We start from the raw sequence: 18,246 nt of genomic DNA on the forward strand, positions 1-18,246 counted from the left end.
AGCCGTTTGTGTAATGTTATCCTCGTATCGTTACTTTTTACCACAAAAAAGAGATATAGGCCAGAAGAACAAATTTTCTTATCGCTGTAATTTTAGCAAATTTGCTAATTTAAGGTTACAATTACAATGTATGCATTCTTGCAAAAATACCCTTTTTTCTTTTGACATAGAGAGGAGTTTTACAGTGAAAGTAACGGAAGAAATTCGAGGTTTCAAGACGGATAAGATCAGCTCAGCCGGGATCGAGGAATTAAAGGAGGCTGCGCGCATGGGTCGTATCTGGTCCGTGATCGCCACATCTGTAGCCAAAAGCGGGCATCCGGGCGGCGCGCTTTCGTCAATGGATATCTATATGACACTTCTAGGTGCTGCGGACGTTTCGCCTGAGAAGTCCGACTGTCCTGACAGGGATCGCATCGTAGTCAGCCATGGGCACACGTCAGCGGGCTTTTATTCGGCCCTGGCTGCCTATGGATTCTTCTCGCCGGAGGAGATGATGCCGAACTTTCGCCGTGCCTGCAGTCCATTCCAGGGTCACGTGGAACGTGAAGTCCCTGGGGTTGACTGGGGAACAGGCAACCTTGGACAGGGTCTTGCCGCCGGAGTCGGATTTGCCCTTGCGGCGCGTGCAAGAGGTTCAAATGCACACACCTGGGTCGTCACCGGCGACGGAGAACAGGTCAAGGGACAGGTCGCGGAGGCACGCAGGATCGCAGCAAAGGAAAAACTTGCGAACCTTACGGTGCTCGTTGACTGGAATGACATACAGATAAGCGGACGACTCGAAGACGTTATGCCGGTCGATATCCCTGCACTATGGAAGGCTGACGGCTGGCACGTGACAGAGTGTGACGGACATGATTTCAATTCTATATACCGCGCGATGAAGGTGTCCGCATTTTTTGGTGCCCCGTCGGTCGTTCTCTGCAGGACTATAATAGGCAAGGGAGTTTCCTTCATGGAAAATGTTCCCGACTATCATGGTAAGGCGGCATCCGGGGACGACATAGCGAAAGCTCTCGAGGAGCTCGGAGGCAGTATGGAGATGTTCGAAAGGGCCCGTGAAGCAAGGTCAGGGACTTTGCCTGCCGGACGCCATGTCGCCGCCGAACATGCGGTACTGGATCCCGGCACGCCGGCCACATACACGATAGACGATAAAAAGGACAACCGCAGCGCTTTTGGAAGGGCGCTGGCTGAAATAGGAGCACTGAACTATAAAAAAGCAGATCGTACACCTATACTCGTATTCGACTGTGACTTGGCAGGATCTGTTAAGGTAGACGGTTTTGCCAAGGCATGCCCGGATAATTTTATCGAGGCCGGTATCCAGGAACACGCAACGGCCACAGTCGCCGGTGCCGCGTCTGTGGCCGGTGTGGTATCGGTATGGGCAGACTTCGGTGTTTTTGCATGTGACGAGGTGTATAACCAGCAGAGACTCAATGACATCAACAGCACCGGGACGAAGACCGTACTCACCCATGTCGGCCTTGATGTCGGAGAAGACGGCAAGACCCACCAGTGCATCGATTATGTCGGGCTTCTGCGCAACGTCTACGGCTGGAAGGTGGTTGTTCCCGCCGACCCTAACCAGACCGACAGAGCAACACGCTGGATGCTCACCGAGCCCGGCAATGTATGCCTTGCGATGGGGAGAAACGTTCTGCCTGTCATCCTCAAGGAAGACGGCACACCGTTCTATGGTGATGCTTATAAATTTTGCTATGGTGCGATAGATGTGCTTCGCAACGGGAAAGACGCTGCCATCCTTGCTATGGGGCACTTTGCTGGACGCGCGGTAGCCGCGCGCGATATTCTTGCGGCAGACGGGCTCAGTGTGAAAGTACTCCACTGCGCCGCACCTCTCGGAATGGACTCTGAAGATCTCTTTGGCCTTATAGGGGATATGCCGCTCGTAACATGCGAAGATCACAACGCAGACACCGGCATCGGTTCAATTGCAGCTATGATGGCGGCGCGATCGGGGAGGGCGGTAAAAATGGTGAACATGGGTGTTACTCATTATGGCTGCTCCGGCCCGAGCAGCGATGTAATGGCCGAGATGGATCTTACCCCGGAAGATATAGCCGAAACTGTCAAAGGTCTGCTGAAGTAGATGATCCAGGCAGGAGATCTTGTTTTGATCTGGCATCCGGATAAAAGAGGGGACAGTTTTCTTGTAAAGGTCACGCCCGGGCAGTCCCAGGGGACGCATTTCGGACAGATAAAGCACACAGAGCTCATGGAGCATGAATTCGGGGAGGGGATCACCACGCCTAAGGGTGAAACCTACTATCTGCTCCGGCCATCGCTTGCAGAGTATACACGGCGGCTGAAAAGACAGACCCAGATAGTATTCCCTAAGGACGCCGGTTTTATACTCCAACACCTCAACATATACCCGGGATGCACTGTTGTGGAGTGCGGTACGGGATCGGGAAGCCTGTGCTGTACTTTTGCACACTTTGTAGGCGATAACGGAAAGGTGTGCACCTACGACAGGAGGGAAGATTTCTCTGCGCTGGCAAGAAAGAACGCTGTAAAGTGGGGGGTTGAACACAGGATAGAGTTTAACGTCCGCTCTCTTGACGATGGATTCAAGGAGCGGAATGCAGATGCCGTGTTCCTTGATGTGCCGACGCCGTGGGATTACATCGGCAAGGCCCACGAGGCACTCGCACCAGGCAACCATATAGGCATACTTGTGCCGACGACGAATCAGGTCTCGGCTACGCTTGAAAAACTGGCCGAGTTTGGGTTTGCCGATGTGCAGGTTGTTGAGTTGATGCTGCGCTACTATAAGACTGACCCGAAGAGAATAAGGCCCGAGGATATAATGACAGGACACACCGGTTTTCTTATATTCGCTGTCAAGACGCTGCCGTTGCCGGAGACCGGATCTGCAGAGACATCCGCTGTTGACATCGCGGCGGCAGATGTAGATGGCGGCGCTGGGGAGCGGATTTTTATTGACTGAAGAAAGACTTCTTCTGCATATATGCTGTGCCCCGGATGCCACCGTTCCATGGAGCGAGCTCCAGAACGAAGGCTGGTTTACTGTTGGGTTTTTCTATGGCAGTAATATACATCCCGAAGGAGAGTTCCTGAAAAGAGCAGAGGCGGTCAAAGCACTCAGCTTAATATTGGCAATGAAGGCGGTCATTCAGACTTATGACCCGCAATCCTGGCACGATGTGACAGCAAAGTTCGCAGATGAGCCTGAATGCGGCAAAAGATGCGCCGTCTGTTTTGCCCTGCAGCTGAAAGCAGCGGCGGAATATGCACGAGACAACGGCTTTACTCATCTCTCTACAACGCTTACGATAAGCCCGCACAAAGACCCGGTGCTTATTAACAGGCTTGGCAGAGAAGCATCGGAACAGCATGGGCTGGTATGGATAGAGAGAGTGTGGCGCAAAAATGACGGTTTCAAGCGTTCTGTATCCGAGAGCAGGAGGCTTGGACTATACAGGCAGAACTATTGCGGCTGTATTTATTCAGAAAGGACATCGAACTATGGAACAGAGAAATAAAATAATCCTATCAGGCAAACTGTCGCCGGACGCACTGAGGCGGAATGTGCTGAGCCATGTCGGATCCCCCAGGCCCGAACTTCTCATAGGGCCGGCTGTAGGGGAGGATGCGGCAGTTATCAGATGGCCGGAGGGTAAATACCTGATATTCTCGTCCGACCCGATCGTGGGGGCAGATAAGGGCGCCGGACGTCTGCTGGTTAGGATAAACTCAAACGATATCGCAGCTAAAGGCGGTGATCCCGCATATCTTGCCGTAACACTCATACTTCCCCCGTCATGGGGTGAGGAGGGGGCGGCACGCATCATGAGCGATATACACGAAGAGTGTCTCGCTCAGGGCATTGCTGTTGCGGGCGGTCACACGGAGTTTAACGACAGATATGAGCGCCCCGTAATAATGGGTGCTCTTATAGGAACGGCGGACATGGTGCTGCGGGCGACCGACATCAGCCCCGGCGACCTGCTTCTTGTTACGAAACACATAGGTATCGAGGGAATGTCTATACTGGCGATGGACAGGCCGGACCTTCTGAAACCCTTCATGTCAGATGCGGAGATACAAGAGATCGTTTCGTGGTCTGAGATGACCTCAGTGCTTGGAGAATCAAAAGAAGTGAGAAGCATGGCGAAATTTATGCATGATCCTACAGAGGGAGGTTTTATCGGCGGGGTTGATGAGATCTCATCCCTCAGCGGACTTACAGCCGAACTTTACCGTGATTTGATCCCTATGCATCCCCTGACCAGACGTGCGGCTGAAAATCTCGGGTTTGACCCGCTCCGTCTCATCGCATCAGGAAGCCTTCTTGCTGTAATTCCGCCGGGGGATGCAGAAAAAGCGCAGGCGGTCCTTGCAAAGGCTGGATTTGAATCTGTCATTGCGGGATGCATGGGCGAAAAGCTGGAACGGCCTCTGCCGGAACCTAAGGAAGAACTCTGGCGTCTGCTGAAGATGGAGGCTGTTAAATGAACGAAGATGCGCTCAAACGCACCGAAAAACTTAGAATCGCAATTGAATCCGAAGGCGCAGGTGCGTTTGTTATAATTAACGAAGAGGGCTCGAACTGGGAAAGTCTTTACTACATGAGCGGTTTCCGCGGTACGGCCGGAGCCCTTATAGTGTTCAAGGACTCTGCGGAACTCATGCTGGACTCGCGTTACGCACAGCAGGGGCGTGAACAGTCCCCCCTCACTGTTACGGAACAGCGCACGGACCTTGTTGAAGAGGTCAGAGAGAGGCTCTTGAAGCACAAAGTGACGCATATACTTTGCGAAGCGGGAAAAACAAATCATTCAACATGGGAAAAACTGGCTGCCGGCGTTATTGACTGCCGGGACGGAGCTAAATATATAAAAGAATTGCGCCGCACAAAAGACGCGGGGGAGATCGAGTCTGTCCGCAGGGCCGCCGAGATTGGCGCATCCGCTTTCCTTGACACGTTGGGACATGTGAAGCCTGGCATGACGGAAAAAGAATTCGAGGCCCTGCTAAACTATAAAATAACACTTGCTGGAGGAGAGGTCGGATTCGATATGATAGTTGCCTCCGGAACACGCAGTGCAATGCCGCACGGACGTGCCGGCGATAAGAAGATGTGCGTCGGAGAATGGGTGACCGTTGACTTCGGGGCCAGGTGGAACGGATACTTCTGCGACATAACGAGGAATTTTTCCATAGGAGAGCCTGATGCCCGTGCCGCTGAGATTCATGAGCTTCTGCTCAAAACCCACAAAACTGCGGCAGATAAAATTCGTGAGGGTACCAGCGGCACGGATGTCCACAACGCAGCATTAAAAGTTCTTGAAGAAGCTTCCGTGGGACAATATTTTACGCACGGGCTCGGCCACGGATTCGGTCTTGAAATTCACGAAGCCCCGTATCTTTCATCGAGGCGCGATGATATACTTAAAGCCGGAGACGTAGTGACCGTAGAACCGGGAGTATATATAGAAGGCTGGGGCGGCCTAAGGCTTGAGGACGACTATCTGGTCACTAAGACGGGAGCACAAAGACTGACAGATAAGCTTTATCAGTGTTTTTACCGGGTATAGTTTGTTTGCTGACCCTGATAATATAATATAAAGGAGCATAAATTCAGGCTCCTATTAAAAAAGGAGGAAAATTAATGAAGAAATATGTCTGCACAGTATGCGGTTATGTTTATGATCCGGCAGCAGGGGATCCCGATTCAGGAGTTGCGCCGGGAACGGCGTTTGAAGAGATCCCTGATGACTGGGTCTGCCCGGTATGCGGAGTGGCCAAGGATATGTTCGAAGCTCAGTAGAAACGGACATGGACGGTAGTAACCATTAAGGGGACGCTCAATAATTAAATGCGCATGCACGAAGAATTACGCCGGCTGTTGCGCGCCTGACAAGGGCCGGTAAAGAGCGTTTCCTTAACTTTACTGCATTTAAGAGAGGTTCTCTGGCGTATGAAAAACGTCTTCGGAGCCTCTCTGTGTATTTATCATCGCATAGCGTGAATTTTTTGGATCAGGGTATCTATCAGGCCATCTATGCCGTACGGCCTAAGGTCTTTGACGATCCTGTCAAAAATGCCCTCCTCCAGCAGTGTTGCTACCGATACCTGAAAGTTGAGATCGCAGCCCCATGTGAGCTGTATGAGCCTGTAGTCCTGCAGTGAGTGTGCGTTAGAGTATGACCCTTTGCCGGTTTGCGATATCTCTTCAATAAGAGATGGAGAGAGTCCATCGGCGGGTTTGTGTCTCGGAAGCATTTCGAATATCGTGCCGTTGTCGATGCGGTCCTGCACCATATGGAATATGTCCATCTTATCCGCATCGCGGATAAGCGAACACCAACGGTATGCCATAAGAGAAATGCTTGCCGGTACGTCTTTTTTGTTGTGATATTTGACTGATGTCAGGATGCAGCACTTCGTCTTATCCGGCAGGTTATTCCAGCAGAATTCTTTATCCAGTATTTCTTTGGCCAGATCCCCGTGGTCGATGCTCGCGCTGTCCAGAAAGGTCCCGTATTTTTTATATTGAGGGAAACGCCCTACGTCGTGCAGAAGCCCGATAGTATATGCGATCCATGCGTCTTCCTCCTCGTGCCATTCCATCGCGTCGGCGAGCATGGTGCAAAACTCGGAAACACGCCGGCTGTGACTTTTTTTCATGTCGAGCATTGGCGGAAGTTTTCCCGAAATTTTGAATTTCTCTGTATAATTTTCAAACCATTGAGTAACATTTTCAGTAGAAAACACTGGCGTCCCCTCCCTGCAACAGAGAAAATTATATCACTCTGCGAACGTCGGGATCCGTTAAATTTGATCCGGAAGAGCTTTGATCAGAAAATATCGGTGGTGATTATATTATGGAGTGGTTCGCAGCTTTATCCGCGCCGGCCCAGGCGCTCATAGCAGGTATTTTTACCTGGAGTGTGACTGCGTTCGGTGCTTCGGGGGTTTTTCTCGCCGCAAAACCTAACCAGAAGGTCCTTGATGTGATGCTCGGCTTTGCTGCGGGAGTTATGATCGCCGCCAGTTTCTGGTCGCTTCTTGCCCCGGCTATCCTGATATCCGGATCACTTGGTTATCCGGGCTGGCTGCCTCCGGTTATAGGATTCCTTCTCGGAGGGATATGTCTTCGGATCCTTGATATGATAATGCCGCATCTTCATCCGTCTATGGCGGAGACAACTCCCGAAGGCCCACCTTCAACTTTGAGGAGGACAACTCTTCTGGTACTTGCGATAACGCTGCACAATATACCTGAAGGTCTTGCGGTCGGGGTCGCTTTTGGTGCGATAGGACTGATTCCTGAAGCGACGCTCGCAAGTGCGCTTGCGCTTGCACTTGGCATAGGCCTACAGAATTTTCCGGAAGGACTTGCGGTATCCATGCCTTTGCGCCGCGAAGGGTTGAGCCCCGGCAGAGCTTTTCAATATGGGCAGCTCTCGGCTGTTGTGGAGCCGGTGTTTGCCTTTCTTGGCGCGCTGCTTGTGCAGATCGCGCGTCCGCTGCTGCCTTATGCACTGTCGTTTGCTGCCGGAGCTATGATATTTGTTGTAGTTGAGGAGGTTGTGCCTGAATCCCAGTCCAGCGGGCACGGAGATCTGGCTACCATGGGTGTGCTTGTCGGTTTTGCCCTGATGATGGTCCTTGATGTTGCACTTGGTTAAGGCTGTTCAGCCTTAACCCAATGGAATTTGTCCGTACAAGAGATGACGTTTTGCCGTGCATCGGCCGATACTGCGAATATGTTATACTTTCTCTTGCGTTATCAGTTCATCAGCTGAGACTAAATGCTGTTTTCGGCGTGACAATTATTATATAAATTACGATATGCCCTATTGACGCGGGGAGGAATTTTTTGTGGATGACCATATTGCTCTGATCGCCGGAGAGGGATCGCTTCCCGTTGTGATAGCAAGCAGGCTTACAGACATGGGAAGCCCGCCGATAGTTTATTCCATAAGGGAGAATGTCGGAGAACTTTCCAAATACTCGCTTGACATAGTAAATCTCACAAAGCCTGATTTCGGCTATACGATAAGCGATATGAAAAAGCGTGGTGTCAAGCGTATTATTATGGCGGGAACTGTATCTAAAACTTTGATTTTTAAACCGTCACTTTTTGATTTTACAACACAGAAATTTCTTGCAGGCCTGATATTTCGCGATGACCATTCGATTCTAGGTGCCGTAGTTGATTTTCTTGAGAAGGCTGGATTTAAAGTCCTCAGCTATAAGGATATAATCCCGGATCTTATTGCGAAGGCAGGCTTCATAGCCGGGCGACGTGCGACTAAAGAGGAACTTGACGATGCGGAGTATGGTTTTTCGATATGTAAGGTACTTGCACCGCTTTCGTTTGGCCAGACTGTAATCGTCAATAAACGTTCCGTCGTTGCTGTCGAGGCTATGGAGGGCACTGATGCGACGCTGCTTCGCGCAGGTTCGCTCTGCAAAGGGGGAACAGTCGTCAAAATGATGAGGTTTGATCAGGATGAGCGCTACGATATCCCGACAGTCGGCCCTAATACCCTGAAGCATATGGCTCAGGCAAAGCTTAACTGTCTTGCACTTCATGCAGGATGGACACTGATAATGGAGCCTGAGGAGTTTATGGCTGTTGCGGAAAAAGTGAACATTGCGGTCATAGGGATAGAACTTTGTCGCTCTTTTTAAGCTCGGGAGAAGCATCAGGCGACCATTACACGGCAAAGCTTGCAGAGGCGCTCAGAAATGTGGGCTACACCGGTGATCTCTGGGGAATGGGCGGGATAGAATCCCGCAACGCTGGTGTCCGCATAGAATGGCGCGGTGAACGGCTGCAGCTTTTGGGTCTCACTGAAGTTTTTTCTGCAATTCCATCCATATTGGCGCTGATGCGTGATGTGGTAACTTATATACTGGAAAATAACCCAGAGGCAGTGATAGTCGCGGACAGCCCCGACTATCACATGCGTCTCATAGCCAAACTCCGCAAGCGCGGATATAAAGGCAGAATATTCTATATTTCTCCTCCCACAGTCTGGGCGTGGAGGAGCAGCCGAGTTAAAGACCTGAGGGCGTTTGTCGATGAGTGTCTGCCGCTGTATGGATTTGAGCATGAATATCTGCTGGCAAGCGGATGTATAAGCAGCTGGAAGGGGCATCCTCTGCTTGAGGAGTTTTCAGGGACCAAAGGCGGTAATGCTGGCGTCCCTGCGCAACTCGCTGAAGAAAGCCGTCTGGTGGCGTTTCTTCCCGGGAGCCGCGCAAGTGAAATCAGGAAGCTGCTTCCAATTATGGAAGAAGCTTCTATAGTTCTTGCTTCGCATGGCTGGCATCCGGTGTTTTCCGTAGCACCGGGGCTGGATCCAAGTATACGTGAGGAAATGATTGAGCATTTTGAAAAGAATGGGACCGACTACTATGAAGGCCCCGGCCGCGATATGATGGCGGCTGCGAAGTGTGCGATAGGAGCGAGCGGGACTATCACTGTGGAGTCCATGTTGCTTGGCTGCTATATGGTCGTGGTTTATAAATTGAACCCAATCTCCGCGTTGGTTGCCAGGTGCATCATAAAGACACGACGCTTTGCGATGGCAAACATTATTGTCGGCAATGATATGTTCCCTGAACTTCTCCAAAATATGGCGACATCGCAGAACATTTTGAAGTATTCACTTAAATGGCTTGAAGGCAGTGAGGATGAACGGGTGCCGATAAGGGAAAAAATGGATCAGGGACGTCAGAAACTTGGGGAGCCCGGAGCGTACCGTTATTGGGCCGAAAAAATAATGGAGGCAGTTTGGTAAAATGCTTAAACTTAAAGACAAGGCCGTCTGGGCTTCTTATCTGCGTCTGCTTGCCTATTGCAAACCCTATAAGTCACGGCTTATTATTGCGCTTGTCTGCATGGTGCTTTCGGCGCTTTTTGGCATCCTGCCTCCGTGGCTCATTAAAAATGTTGTGGACGATGTACTTATCAAAAAGCAGATGGGAATGCTCAACGTCGTTGCAGCCGGCATTGTGCTTCTGTATGTGCTCAAGGCTATTTTCGGGTATGCACATATGTATCTCATGACCTGGGTAGGACAGAAGGTAGTAATAGATATCAGGCTGGAACTTTACGACCACACTCAGAGGCTGTCGCTTGCAACTCTTTACAGCAAACGGTCCGGCGAGTTCCTTTCGCGTATCACGAATGATGTCTCAGCGCTGCAGAATATACTTGCTTCCGTAGTAGTCGACCTTGTCGTGCAGGGCTGCACATTCATCGGAATAATCTGCTTCCTCTTCTTCATAAACTGGAGGCTCTCCATTGCGGCGTTTACAATAATCCCGCTCGCTGTTTTTGTCATAGACAAGGCTTCGTCGAGTCTGCGCAAGGTGGGCAAAACAATACAGGAAAGGCTTGCAATGGTGGCAGCTATTGCCCAGGAGGCGGTATCTTCCATCAGGATCGTACGCGCTTTTGTCACGGAAGAAGAAGAATTCTGCCGTTTTGAATCGGAGAGCAACAAGCATTTCAAGGCCTTGATGAAGGGCACGCAGATACGCGGCGCACTTGAGGGGATCGTCGAGATCATATTGATATCTGCCCTTGCTTTTATACTCTGGCTCGGCGGAAGGGATGTCATCAGCGGGCGTCTTACGGCCGGGGCGCTTCTTGCATTTCTGACATATATAGGGCTGCTTGCGCAGCCCATACGCGTGCTGAGTCGCGTAATCAGCAGTATACAGCAGGGTATTGCATCGATAGACCGTGTATTTGAAATAATGGATGAGGATAACGAAGTGCCCCTTGCAGTAAATCCGATCATCCACTGCCCGATGGACGGACGGGTGACGTTTGAGAATGTATGGTTTGGCTACAGCAACTCGACGCGGGTGCTTCGGGGCATTAACTTTGATATAAAATCCGGGGAGAAGATCGCTATTGTAGGTCCGACCGGAACAGGGAAGTCCACCATCGCTGACTTGATTATGCGTTTTTATGATCCGCAGAAGGGCCGTATATTGATCGATGGTATCGACTTAAGGGATGTTGATCTCAAAACCCACAGAAGGCAGATCGGGGTAGTGCCGCAGGATCCTGTTCTGATGAAGGGGACTCTTGCCTATAACATCAGTTACGGATATGCCGTGGCGACGAGAGATGACATGGTCAAAGCGGCCAAGATCGCCGGGATATATGATTACATAGATTCGCTGCAGGACGGGTTGGATACCGAAGTCGGAGAACGCGGCATAACGCTCAGCGGCGGACAGCGCCAGCGTATTGCCATTGCGCGTGCTGTCGTGCGCGATCCCCGGATACTCATAATGGACGAGGCTACTTCCTCTCTTGATGTACTTGTGGAACAGCAGGTGCAGGTGGCTATGCGCAACGCAATGGAGGGACGCACGTCAATCGTCATAGCACACAGACTATCGACGATACGCGATGCTGACAGGATACTCGTTCTCTTATGCGGTTCCATTGCAGAGCAGGGGACCCATGAGGAACTTATCGCTAAGAAGGGGCAATACTACAGGCTGTTTACTGCAAGCAGCGGAGAGCATGCAGAAGAAAATGTCAAAAATACTGCGCAGCTATCTTAGTTATGTACACGGGGAGACATCCTTTTCTCCGTGGGCAGTCCTTTATCCGTTCCAGTTCGTCACACGTGCGTGGATGAAACTGCGCATAGAAATGTATAACAGAGGTCTCTTTTCCGTGACAGACCCGGTGCTTCCTGTTATCAGCATCGGCAACAACAGCTTCGGCGGGACTAATAAAACTCCTATGGCTGAGCTTGTAGTCCGCCAGTTTCTTGAGGCCGGCATAGATGCGGGACTTGTCAGCCGGGGTTACAATACCCAAGAACACGCGCCGCTTTGGGTCGGTCAGGATGAAAAAAGCCTGCGGAGGGAGATCGCCGGAGACGAGCCGCTTATGCTTGCAAGACGACTCCCAAATGTCAAGGTCGTCGTTTCAAAGGACCGAATAGAGGGTGTCAGGCTGCTTGCCTCTCTGGGAGCACAGGTCGCCGTGACCGATGACACTTTTCAGCACAGGCGCATGGCACGTGATGTCGACATAGTACTTGTAGATTCCACATGTCCTTTCGGAAACGGAAATGTACTGCCGGCCGGCTCCATGCGCGAGCCTATGTCGGCTTATAAAAGGGCAGATATAGTCGTGCTTACGAAATCCAATCAGGCCACGAATGAAGAACTTGAGGAGATCAGAAAAAAGCTGGATCCGTGGGTCGAGCCCGCAAAAATTTTCACCGCTGAGATAAAACTCGAATCCTGGATGCTGATCAGAGACGGAGAAGTAACGGTCACAGAAAATGAAGCGGCTCCGTCGGGGAAGTATATAGCATTTTCAGCCATAGGGAATCCGAATGGTTTTTATAAATTTATCAAAGACATGGGTGCGGATATAATCGCAGAGCGTTCCTACAGGGACCATCATATATTCTCCCAGGAAGACATAAACGGACTGGAAGTGCTTGCCGGTACGCTTGGTGCAGCCGGTTTTATATGTACCGAGAAGGACGTCGTTAACCTTCCGGTAAAAATGCGCATGTCATTTCCTCTTTATGTGCCGCGGATTGTGGTTTCTCTTGACGATGAGGCCGCCTTCCGCATGAAGATCGCGGCAAAACTTAAGCCGCGCTTTATGATCGCATCAAACGGACACGGCGAGGATGCAATAGGGGTCGTCCTGGCCAAGAAGATGAAGGAACGTTTTAAATCAGCCGAGGTCTCCGCATTTGCCTTTGTCGGTTCCGGCACACACTATGAACATGAAGGGATACCTGTCATTTCCCCCCCATCTGATATGCCAAGCGGCGGTGTGATAAAATACAGCTTTTTTGATCTCCTGAACGACATAGGGCACGGGCTTGGAGGATCGATGCGTTCACAGATAAAGGTCCTGCACTCTCTCTCCGGTTTATACAGGACGCCTGTCTGCGTTGGCGATGTCTTTCTGCTCGTTAACGTGCTGTGGGGACAAGGGCTTAAGCCCCTGCTGATCGCGACTGCGAAATCAGTGCATCTTAGCGGCCACATGCGTGTTGAGCGCTGGCTGCTTAAAAAACGGAGCTGCCTTGTATGGACAAGGGATATTGAAACAGCGCATGAACTTCAGGCCGGGGGGGTAAATGCGGTGTTCTGCGGTAACCCTGTAATGGACCTTATAGATGAAAATACATCCTCTCCTATCCTTTGGGATGGATCCGGGGCAAGGATAATACTTCTGCCCGGTAGCCGCCCCAGGGCGTATGATGACGTGAGGCTGATACTTGGGGCGGCTGAAGAACTCTCAAAACGCATAAGATGCAGTTTTATAATGGTGCCCGCTCCTACGATAGACATTAGCAGGATGGCTGCCGAACTCAAAGGCTGGAGCCTTTCGCAGGACGGTGGAACTCTGGCTTCGGCGTCCGTATCCGTGAAAGTATATAACGGGCAGGTTGCGGAGGTTGCGCGTGGCGCAGATTTGCTCATAGGCATGGGCGGTACTGCCAACCAGCTTTGCGCCGGTCTTGGAGTGCCGGTAGTCTCAATACTTGAGAAGGGCAAGCTGAGGCAGAAGAAACTTTTAAAGAAGGCTGAGATACTTGTCAAAGCTGATCCGTGTCAGCTGGCATCGGCGGCAGAGCATATCCTTACGACGCCGGAACTCAGGGAAGAGATGAGGGATGCCGGGATACGCAATCTCGGCGGTAACGGAGCCCTTGATCAGGTTGTAGAATATTGTGCATCCGAACTTGGCTGGGATAATCGCTGCCGTGTCTACGAGGTTTATGGCGAATATCTTGAAAGACGGAGTATTTACTGCGCTCATATTGAGAAGGAGCTGGAGCAGAATGGCTGAAAATAAAATGTCCGGTGTGAAAATCGTCAAAGTAGGCAATCTTCCTGTCGGCGGCGACAGACTTGTAGTGGCGGCAGGACCGTGTGTGCTTGAGAGCTTTGACGGAGCGCTCTTAATTGCGGAGGAAATGAAAAAACTCTGCGCGGAGTTCGAGTTTGGCTACATATTCAAGGCATCATTCGACAAGGCGAACCGAACGTCCATAAAAAGCTACAGGGGACCCGGAATAGAAGAAGGTCTATCCTGGCTTAAGGAGATAGGGAGGCGCCTTGATGTCCCCGTCGTTACCGACATGCACGAACCTTGGCAGGCCGAAAAGCTTGCCGGATCTGTCGACTTGCTGCAGATACCTGCATTCCTTTGCCGCCAGACGGACCTTCTCGTAGCCGCAAGCAGCACAGGCAAGCCGCTTAATATCAAAAAAGCTCAGTTCATGGCGCCGGAGGACATGAGATCCGTCGTCGGCAAATGCCGCGAGGCAGGCAATGACCGGATAATACTCTGCGAGCGCGGTACTGCATTCGGTTATCACGAACTTACCGTGGACTTTCGTTCTATTCCTGTGATGAGGAACTTAGGATATCCTGTAATGTTTGATGCGACACACAGTGTCCAGAAACCAGGAGGACAGGGCGACAGAAGCGGAGGAGACCGTTCGTTTGTTCTGCCCCTTATCCGCGCGGCGGTAGCTGTCGGAATAGACGCCCTGTTTATGGAGGTGCACCCTGACCCTGAGGCTGCTAAGTGCGACGGGCCGAATATGGTGCCGCTGGGCAGGATGCGCGAAGTCCTGCGCCAGGCTGCGGAGATAGACAGGATAGTCAGAAAGAGCACAGGCTTTGCATCGCTCGCCTGGGCTGAGGAATAGATATGGACCTTCCTTACGAGCGCGAAGAAAAGAAAATTTCCGACGGAGATCTGCTTAAAGCCGGCAGGGATATACTGACTAAGGAAGCCGATGCGCTCTCGATTGCGGCGCTCCGGCTCGGACAGGAAATAGTCGAGGCCGCTCACCTGGTAAGCCGCTGCCGCGGGAGGGTGGTCGTCTCAGGGCTTGGCAAATCAGGACATGTGGGCAGAAAAACGGCAGCCACATTTGCTTCGCTCGGGGTCCCCGCGTTCTTTCTGCATGCGACAGAGGGCGTGCACGGTGATCTCGGAATGGTGTGCCGCGAGGACGTAGGCTTCTTCCTCAGCAACAGCGGTGAGACGAGGGAAATTGTCGATATTATCCTCTATTTTAAAAGGATCGGCGCACCGATAATAGCGGTGACCGGCAATGCCGAGTCTACGCTTGCAAGGGAATCGGATATTGTACTTAACTGTCATGTAAACGGGGAGGCTGATCCGCTTGGTCTTGCTCCCACAAGCAGCACGACGCTCCAGATGGCTATCGGAGATGCGGTCGCCGGTATGGCGACGCTGTTGCTTGGACTTGGCAGGGAGGACTTTGCGCTGTTCCATCCTGGGGGGGCTCTTGGCAAAAAATTGCTCCTGCGAGTCAGGGATCTCATGGGTGCCGGCGACAAACTTCCTGTTACAAACCAGAGGGCCCTTGTACGTGAAGCCCTGTTTGATATTACCAGCAAGGGCTATGGTGCCACGGCCATAGTCGATGACGATGGAAAGCTGGTCGGAGTCTTTACTGACGGAGACCTTAGGCGGTTGATGGAAAAAGAGGGACTGCAGGGGCTTGAATTGCCTGTAAGTCTCGCTATGACAAGGACCCCGCGTGTAATAGCTCCGGACAGGCTGGCCGTCGAAGCCGTACGAATAGTGGAACAGTGGGAGGTGTCCGCTATTATAGTCGTCGAGGACGGGAAGCCGGTGGGAATGGTCCATATCCATGAGATACTGAAAGCGGGGGTGGCATAACTGTCGCTTCTCAGGAAACTATATCAGCCGCTTATAAATCTTGCTTTTATTTTTATATGGCCCATTCTCAGAAAAAAATATACAGAAGGCTACTCTGAGCGTCGTGGGATCCAGTCAGCGGAGGTGATCGCCTGCCTTAAAGGCAGACGTCCGCTATGGCTGCACGGAGTTTCAGTCGGAGAAGTACAGGCTGTCATGCCTCTTGTCAAAGCGGCGCGTGATGCCGGATACAGCGGGCCGGTAATCATCTCGACTACCACAGAAACAGGGAAGGCAATGGCGCTTCGTCTTGGCGGAGGTCTCTTCGATGCGCATATTTACTATCCCTGGGATAAAAAAAAATTTGTGCGGTCTGCGATAAAAAGCCTTGATCCGTGGGCCTTCGCCGCCGCCGAAACAGAACTGTGGCCTAATATGCTCTGGGAGATGCGTGATGCCGGTGTTAAGACATTTCTTGTCAATGGACGTATATCCGACAGAACATGGGCGCGGCTTCAGGGTACTCTGAGGAGCAGAGTCGGAATGGAGCTTTACGGACTCTTTAATGAGATATTCCTGCGCGGCGAGCGTGATGCTTTCAGGCTTGAGTCGCTGGGGATCCCGCGTGGCAGGATGCATGTATTCGGCGACAGCAAAATCGATGCGCTGCTCTTGCGTAAAAATCAGGCTGTGCGCGATGCATGGGCCGCAAAGCTGGAATTTTATAAGGGGCCGATCTTTATGGCTGGCAGCACTCATACCGGAGAAGATGAGATAGTTCTTGCCGCATTTAAGATATTACGAAAAACAGAGCCTGATTCAAGGCTCATTATAGCGCCGAGGCATCCGGAGCGCGCTGCTGCAGTGGAAGCTCTGTCAGGTGATGAATTCGCGACCTCTCTTTTGTCAGAAATAAGCGGGGGCTGGGAGGTTCTTGTGGTCGACCAAATAGGTGTGCTTTTTGAGCTTTACGGGGTGGCCGCGGCAGCTTTTATCGGAGGCAGTTTTGTGGACAAGGGCGGACAGAACATCCTGGAGCCCGTATCATGGGGAGTTCCTGTCCAGTACGGGCCTCACATGGAGGATTTTGCAGAGGCATCGGCGGAATTCCTCTCTCTCGGCATAGCCGCACAGGCTGATAGTGCCGAAAAACTTGGGGAAATATGGACTGGAATAGCCGCTCAGGTCCATAATGACGGCTGGGATCGATACAGAGATCTCAGCGCAAAATATTTCGCAAAAGCATCAGGTGCAGCACGGAGGACTTGGGCGGAGATAGGCAGATATTGGCAAAGCGCCATTTAAATTTGAAAGGGAGAAACCGGATTGCCTATAACTGAACGTCATGGGATCAGGGTCATAATAATTTTGAGCGACGGTATCCGCGGACATCTTAACCAGAGCCGGGGTGTCGCGGTATGGCTCTCAAAACTCACGGGAGCCGAGATACTTGAGACAGAAGTCCCGTGCTTAAGTGGGTTTGCAAAGATGAGGACAAGGGCCGGAGCCCGCAGACTTGTGGGAGGCAGCAGGCGTGATGCGCGTGACTGGATCGCTATGGCTGACGGCGACATCATTGTACGCAAGGTCGGACAGTGGTTTGCGGAGAGAGACATACATGAAGGGTCAAGAGAGGTCCTTATAATCTCGGCAGGAAGCACCCCTGCGCTCTATAACCTCGCGCTTGGATATATCTGGCGCTGCTCCTGCGCTACTATTATGACTCCCGGCATAGTGGGGACGGATCCATTTGACTTTGCCATAGTTCCGGAGCACGATCATCCGCCGCGTAAGCCCAACGTTCTTGTTACTCTCGGTTCACCAAATTCTGTAATCAAGGAGGATCTGCAGAAAGAGGCAGATAAGCTGCTTGCCGAATATCCGCCTGCTTCAGATATGATCTGGTCAATACTTATAGGCGGCGACGATGCGAACTATGCTGTAACGCCGGCCTGGATGAAAAGACAGATCGGTCACATAATGGGGATAGCGGAACAGGAAGGCGCGGACCTCTATATAACGACCTCGCGCAGGACATCGCCTGAGGCTGTTAAAATGCTTAAGCTGCTTGCCTCGCGTTCTTCTTCGGTAAGGTACCTTCTGATCGCGTCAGAAGACCAGTTCAACCCAATACCGGCCATGCTGGGCTTCTCCACAGAGGTATTCTGCACAGAGGACTCAGTCAACATGGTCTCGGAGACTATAACAGGCGGACACAGGGCCGTTCTCCTCCGCGTAGAACACAATAAGGGGATAAAAAGACTGCTTCAGAATGCAACGGCTTCACTTGTAAACGCAGGGGCTGTGCCGCCGAATCTTCTTTGGGGCATACCGAGATTTGACGTTGTGTTCGACCATTTCGCGCGCCATGATGCGTTGGTGGAATTTCGTGACTGGATAAGGAGACGGCATGAGACATCTATGCCGGAGGAATCAGATGACGGCGTCATGTGGAAGGAATTCAACGAGGCAAAACGTGCCGCGCAGTGGATCTGTGATAATTGGCAATAGATATGTAAAGC

General features: G+C 51.6%; 16 protein-coding genes. 15 read left to right on the plus strand and 1 reads right to left on the minus strand.

Annotated features, from left to right (window positions below; all coding sequences use genetic code 11):
- Positions 1-184: 184 nt before the first annotated feature.
- The 6 genes from LLF78_07125 (at position 185) to LLF78_07150 (ending at position 5,824) form a co-directional block, all read left to right on the plus strand.
- Positions 185-2,119 (plus strand): transketolase, encoded by a 1,935-nt coding sequence (locus LLF78_07125; GenBank protein ID MCE5202266.1) that lies wholly within the window; start codon positions 185-187, stop codon positions 2,117-2,119.
- Positions 2,120-2,980, plus strand: a complete 861-nt coding sequence (locus tag LLF78_07130) for a tRNA (adenine-N1)-methyltransferase (GenBank protein MCE5202267.1) — start codon at positions 2,120-2,122, stop codon at positions 2,978-2,980.
- Positions 2,973-3,536: an epoxyqueuosine reductase QueH gene (locus LLF78_07135; GenBank protein MCE5202268.1), complete on the plus strand. Its 564-nt coding sequence runs from the start codon at positions 2,973-2,975 to the stop codon at positions 3,534-3,536. Before LLF78_07130 ends, LLF78_07135 begins: the two co-directional genes overlap by 8 nt.
- A complete protein-coding gene (locus tag LLF78_07140) occupies positions 3,520-4,509 on the plus strand; it encodes a hydrogenase expression protein (GenBank protein ID MCE5202269.1) in 990 nt (329 codons plus the stop codon). The genes LLF78_07135 and LLF78_07140 overlap by 17 nt, the downstream gene beginning before the upstream one ends.
- Complete coding sequence (locus LLF78_07145) at positions 4,506-5,591, plus strand: aminopeptidase P family protein (protein ID MCE5202270.1); 1,086 nt, start codon at positions 4,506-4,508, stop codon at positions 5,589-5,591. Before LLF78_07140 ends, LLF78_07145 begins: the two co-directional genes overlap by 4 nt.
- A 74-nt stretch (positions 5,592-5,665) precedes the next feature.
- A complete protein-coding gene (locus LLF78_07150) occupies positions 5,666-5,824 on the plus strand; it encodes a rubredoxin (GenBank protein MCE5202271.1) in 159 nt (52 codons plus the stop codon).
- A gap of 185 nt (positions 5,825-6,009) precedes the next feature.
- On the opposite strand, the gene LLF78_07155 is transcribed toward LLF78_07150, so the two are convergent.
- Positions 6,010-6,771 (minus strand): HD domain-containing protein, encoded by a 762-nt coding sequence (locus LLF78_07155; protein ID MCE5202272.1) that lies wholly within the window; start codon positions 6,769-6,771, stop codon positions 6,010-6,012.
- A gap of 110 nt (positions 6,772-6,881) precedes the next feature.
- On the opposite strand from LLF78_07155, the gene LLF78_07160 reads away from it, so the two are divergent.
- From LLF78_07160 to LLF78_07200, 9 genes are all read left to right on the plus strand, one after another.
- Complete coding sequence (locus tag LLF78_07160; GenBank protein ID MCE5202273.1) at positions 6,882-7,688, plus strand: ZIP family metal transporter; 807 nt, start codon at positions 6,882-6,884, stop codon at positions 7,686-7,688.
- 193 nt (positions 7,689-7,881) lie between these two features.
- Positions 7,882-8,697: a UDP-2,3-diacylglucosamine diphosphatase LpxI gene (gene lpxI / locus LLF78_07165; GenBank protein MCE5202274.1), complete on the plus strand. Its 816-nt coding sequence runs from the start codon at positions 7,882-7,884 to the stop codon at positions 8,695-8,697.
- The gene (locus LLF78_07170) at positions 8,682-9,812 is read left to right on the plus strand and encodes a lipid-A-disaccharide synthase (protein ID MCE5202275.1); all 1,131 of its coding nucleotides are present in this window, start codon (positions 8,682-8,684) and stop codon (positions 9,810-9,812) included. The genes lpxI and LLF78_07170 overlap by 16 nt, the downstream gene beginning before the upstream one ends.
- A gap of 1 nt (position 9,813) precedes the next feature.
- Complete coding sequence (locus LLF78_07175) at positions 9,814-11,601, plus strand: ABC transporter ATP-binding protein/permease (protein ID MCE5202276.1); 1,788 nt, start codon at positions 9,814-9,816, stop codon at positions 11,599-11,601.
- Entirely contained in the window at positions 11,561-13,870 is a 2,310-nt protein-coding gene (gene lpxK, locus LLF78_07180; protein ID MCE5202277.1) for a tetraacyldisaccharide 4'-kinase, read from the plus strand. The genes LLF78_07175 and lpxK overlap by 41 nt, the downstream gene beginning before the upstream one ends.
- The gene (gene kdsA / locus LLF78_07185) at positions 13,863-14,738 is read left to right on the plus strand and encodes a 3-deoxy-8-phosphooctulonate synthase (protein ID MCE5202278.1); all 876 of its coding nucleotides are present in this window, start codon (positions 13,863-13,865) and stop codon (positions 14,736-14,738) included. The genes lpxK and kdsA overlap by 8 nt, the downstream gene beginning before the upstream one ends.
- Positions 14,739-14,740: 2 nt before the next feature.
- Complete coding sequence (locus LLF78_07190; protein ID MCE5202279.1) at positions 14,741-15,745, plus strand: KpsF/GutQ family sugar-phosphate isomerase; 1,005 nt, start codon at positions 14,741-14,743, stop codon at positions 15,743-15,745.
- A 108-nt stretch (positions 15,746-15,853) separates the two neighbouring features.
- Positions 15,854-17,029, plus strand: a complete 1,176-nt coding sequence (locus tag LLF78_07195) for a 3-deoxy-D-manno-octulosonic acid transferase (GenBank protein ID MCE5202280.1) — start codon at positions 15,854-15,856, stop codon at positions 17,027-17,029.
- Between the two features lie 21 nt (positions 17,030-17,050).
- Complete coding sequence (locus LLF78_07200) at positions 17,051-18,235, plus strand: mitochondrial fission ELM1 family protein (GenBank protein MCE5202281.1); 1,185 nt, start codon at positions 17,051-17,053, stop codon at positions 18,233-18,235.
- The last annotated feature ends 11 nt before the right edge of the window (positions 18,236-18,246 follow it).

The organism is Synergistaceae bacterium (assembly GCA_021372895.1).
In the GTDB taxonomy this organism is placed as follows: Bacteria; Synergistota; Synergistia; order Synergistales; family Synergistaceae; genus JAJFTP01.

Bases quoted from the DNA above. Each gene is read 5' to 3' on its own strand.
- LLF78_07150 (MCE5202271.1), top strand. From the start codon at position 5,666: ATGAAGAAATATGTCTGCACAGTATGCGGTTATGTTTATGATCCGGCA.
- lpxK (MCE5202277.1), top strand. From the start codon at position 11,561: ATGCAGAAGAAAATGTCAAAAATACTGCGCAGCTATCTTAGTTATGTA.
- LLF78_07175 (MCE5202276.1), top strand. From the start codon at position 9,814: ATGCTTAAACTTAAAGACAAGGCCGTCTGGGCTTCTTATCTGCGTCTG.
- LLF78_07160 (MCE5202273.1), top strand. From the start codon at position 6,882: ATGGAGTGGTTCGCAGCTTTATCCGCGCCGGCCCAGGCGCTCATAGCA.
- LLF78_07145 (MCE5202270.1), top strand. From the start codon at position 4,506: ATGAACGAAGATGCGCTCAAACGCACCGAAAAACTTAGAATCGCAATT.
- LLF78_07190 (MCE5202279.1), top strand. From the start codon at position 14,741: ATGGACCTTCCTTACGAGCGCGAAGAAAAGAAAATTTCCGACGGAGAT.
- kdsA (MCE5202278.1), top strand. From the start codon at position 13,863: ATGGCTGAAAATAAAATGTCCGGTGTGAAAATCGTCAAAGTAGGCAAT.
- LLF78_07130 (MCE5202267.1), top strand. From the start codon at position 2,120: ATGATCCAGGCAGGAGATCTTGTTTTGATCTGGCATCCGGATAAAAGA.
- LLF78_07140 (MCE5202269.1), top strand. From the start codon at position 3,520: ATGGAACAGAGAAATAAAATAATCCTATCAGGCAAACTGTCGCCGGAC.